Source organism: Streptomyces sp. 13-12-16 (assembly GCF_002114215.1).
Taxonomy (GTDB): domain Bacteria; phylum Actinomycetota; class Actinomycetes; order Streptomycetales; family Streptomycetaceae; genus Streptomyces.
Window position 1 is genome coordinate 1 of record NZ_NCTE01000486.1, and the last position, 3,155, is coordinate 3,155.

Consider the following 3,155-nt stretch of genomic DNA (forward strand, 5'->3'; position numbering starts at 1 on the left):
CGCGGCGGACCGTGGCATCGCGGTGACGCCCGGGCCGTCCTTCGCGGTGCCGGCCACCGGCTCCGCGCCGGCCCAGTTGCCGGACCCCGCCGCGTCCGGCGCCGCCGACCACGTCAGGCTCGGGCTGGCGTCGGCACCGCTGGAGGCGCTGGAGCAGGCCCTGCGGACGCTCGCCTCCCTCGCGCACGGCACACCACGGGAAACCGCGGACCTCCCGTCCTGACTCCGGACACGGCACCACATTGCACCGAGGGCAATGTTTTGATTGCACCGAGTATTGGCGTGCTCCTAGGGTCGTCCGCATGGCATCCCGTCTCGCACACCGGGCCGAGGGGAACGCCGGCGCCTGTGCGCTGCCCCTCGTCCTCGTCCACGGCCACCCCTTCGACCACACCATGTGGGCCCCGCAGATCGACACCTTCTCGCCCGGGCGCCGGGTGATCGCGCCCGACCTGCGCGGCTACGGCGCGTCGCCCGTCACCCCGGGCGTCACGGCGCTGTCCGTGTTCGCGGACGACCTCGAGGAACTGCTCGACTCCCTGGACGTGGACCGGTGCGTCCTCGGCGGACTGTCGATGGGCGGGCAGATCGTCATGGAGTACTACGCCCGGTTCCCGGAGCGCGTCCGCGGTCTGCTGCTCGCGGACACCTTCGCCGCACCCGAGACCCCGGAAGGGCACCGGGCCCGCAACGCCATGGCCGACCGGCTGCTGCGCGAGGGCATGCGGGGCTACGCCGACGAGGTGCTGTACAAGATGGTCGCGCCCCACGCTCCTCCGGCCGTCGCGGCGCACGTCCACCGCATGATGAACCGCACCGACCCGCGGGGCGCCGCCGCGGCCCTGCGCGGCCGCGCCGAGCGGCCCGACTACCGTCCGCTGCTGAGCAGGGTCACGGTGCCCGCGCTGGTCGTCGTCGGCGCCGAGGACGAGTACACCCCCGTCGGCGACGCCGAGTCGCTGCACGCCCTCCTTCCCGACTCCACCCTCGTCGTCGTCGACGGGGCGGCCCACCTGCCCAACCTGGAACGCCCCGACGCGTTCGACGCGGCCCTGGCGGACTTCCTGCATCGCCTCGACACCGCGGCCGACCGGACGAACCCGTCGGACCGACCGGACGAAAGAAGCGCACGCCCATGACCACCGCCTCCGATCACTACGACCGGCTGCTCGCCGAGCACTACACCTGGATGCTGGGAGGTGATATCGCCGCTCTCGCGTCCGAGCAGGCCCGCTCACTGGGCGGATGGGGGGTACGGCCGGGCCCCGCCGGAACCCTTGCCGTCGACCTCGGCTGCGGTCCGGGGCCACAGAGCCTTGCCCTGGCCGAACTGGGCTTCTCCCCGGTCCTGGCGGTCGACGCCAACAGGGCGCTCCTGGACGAACTGGCACACCACGCACGGGACGCCGTCCGCCCACTGCACGCCGACATCCGCGGAGTGCTGCCCGAGCACACCCACCCCGGCAGCCTGGGCGCGGTGGTCTGCATGGGCGACACGCTCACCCATCTGCCCCGCGCCCAGGACGTGACCGAACTGATCGCAGACGCCGCCGTTGCCCTCGCCGAGGGTGGCCGGCTCGTCCTCGCCCACCGTGACCTGACCGCACCGCTCACCGGAGACGCCCGCTTCCTGCCCGTACGCGCCACCCGGGACCGGATCATGACCTGCTTCCTGGAGTACGGCGACGAGACCGTCACGGTCCACGACCTCATCCACACCCGCACCGGTGACACCTGGCGGTTGCGCACCGGCAGCTACCCGAAGCTGCGCCTCGGTTCCGCCTGGGTCGCCGCGCAGTGCCGGGCCGCGGGACTGCGCGTCACGCACGACGCTCCGGGGCCGCGTGGGCTCCACGTGATCAGCGCGGTCAAGGACACCGGGACGGACGCCCGGCAGCGTCGGACCGGCCCGTGACGGCCGGGCCCGTCCTGGTGGGTGATGAGTGGGGAAGCCGGGGTGGGAGACATCAGTGGCGCGCCACCCGCAACTCCCCGCTCCCGTTCCCGCCGACGGTCACCGCCAGTGCCCCGTCCCGGTCCGTCCGCAGCACCGTCGCTCCCCCGGCGCGCAGGGCGGCGACCGTGTTCGGGGCGGGGTGCCCGTAGGTGTTGTCCTCCCCCGTGCTGATCAGCGCCAGCCGTGGGGCCGCCCGGCGTATGAGGTCCGGGTCCTGGTACGCCGAGCCGTGGTGGGCGACCTTGAGGACGTCCACGCCGGCCAGTCGTCCGGCCGCGGGTGACCTCGCCAGGGCTCGCTGGGCCGGGGGTTCCAGGTCCCCGAGGAGCAGCAGGCGTAGGCCGGCTGTGCGGACCAGCATGGCGACGCTGGCGTCGTTCGGGCCCTCCGGCGCCGGGGGCGTGGGCTGTGGGCCCGCGGTCGGCGGGGCGCTCGGCGGTGGCCACACCACCTCCCAGGACAGCTCCCCCGCGCGCCGCGCCTCACCGGCCGCGGCGTGCGTCACCGGGATGTTCCGGGCCGCGGCGAGTCTTCGGACGAACGCGGCCTGGTCGGCGGGTTCTGCGAAGGACGTCGTCTCGATGGCGCCCACCGCGCGTCCGCGCAGCACGCCCGGCAGGCCCGCCACGTGGTCGGCGTGGAAGTGGGTCAGGACCACGAGGGGGATGCTGGTGACGCCGAGGGAGCGCAGGCAGTGGTCGGCGAGGGCCGGGTCGGGGCCGGCGTCCACGACCACACCGGTGTTCTCACCCGCCGCCAGTACCAACGCGTCGCCCTGGCCGACGTCGCACATCACCAGCCGCCAGCCCGGCGGGGGCCAGCCCGTGATCGCCCGGGTCAATGGCCGTGGCTGCAGCACCACCAGTACCAGCAGGAGTGCGCAGGCGGCGCACCACCAGGGGTGCCGCAGCAGCCGCCGTCCCACGAGCAGTGCCGCCAGGGTGAGGGCGCCGAGTGCCGCCGCGCCGGTCCAGCTGCCGGGCCAGTCCACTCCCGCGCCGGGCAGCGCGGCGCCCGTTCTGGCGACCTGCGCGATCCACTCCGCGGGCCAGCTCGCGCACCAGGCCAGTGCCTTCGCCGCCGGCATCGCCACCGGTGCCGTGGCCAGGGCCAGGAAGCCCAGCACCGTGGCCGGTGCGAGCGCGAACTCCGCGAGCAGGTTGCACGGGATCGCCACCAGGCTCACCCGCGCCGCCAG

General features: G+C 74.5%; 3 protein-coding genes and 1 pseudogene. 3 read left to right on the forward strand and 1 reads right to left on the reverse strand.

The window, feature by feature from the left end; all coding sequences use genetic code 11:
* From B7767_RS19320 to B7767_RS19330, 3 genes and pseudogenes are all read left to right on the forward strand, one after another.
* Positions 1-223: pseudogene (locus tag B7767_RS19320) on the forward strand (hypothetical protein); the annotation flags it as partial.
* Positions 224-302: 79 nt separating this feature from the next.
* Complete coding sequence (locus B7767_RS19325) at positions 303-1,139, forward strand: alpha/beta fold hydrolase (RefSeq protein ID WP_085573276.1); 837 nt, start codon at positions 303-305, stop codon at positions 1,137-1,139.
* A complete protein-coding gene (locus B7767_RS19330) occupies positions 1,136-1,915 on the forward strand; it encodes a bifunctional 2-polyprenyl-6-hydroxyphenol methylase/3-demethylubiquinol 3-O-methyltransferase UbiG (RefSeq protein WP_085573277.1) in 780 nt (259 codons plus the stop codon). The genes B7767_RS19325 and B7767_RS19330 overlap by 4 nt, the downstream gene beginning before the upstream one ends.
* A 52-nt stretch (positions 1,916-1,967) precedes the next feature.
* On the opposite strand, the gene B7767_RS19335 is transcribed toward B7767_RS19330, so the two are convergent.
* A partial coding sequence (locus tag B7767_RS19335; protein ID WP_143652554.1) for a ComEC/Rec2 family competence protein occupies positions 1,968-3,155 on the reverse strand: 1,188 nt, incomplete at its 5' end.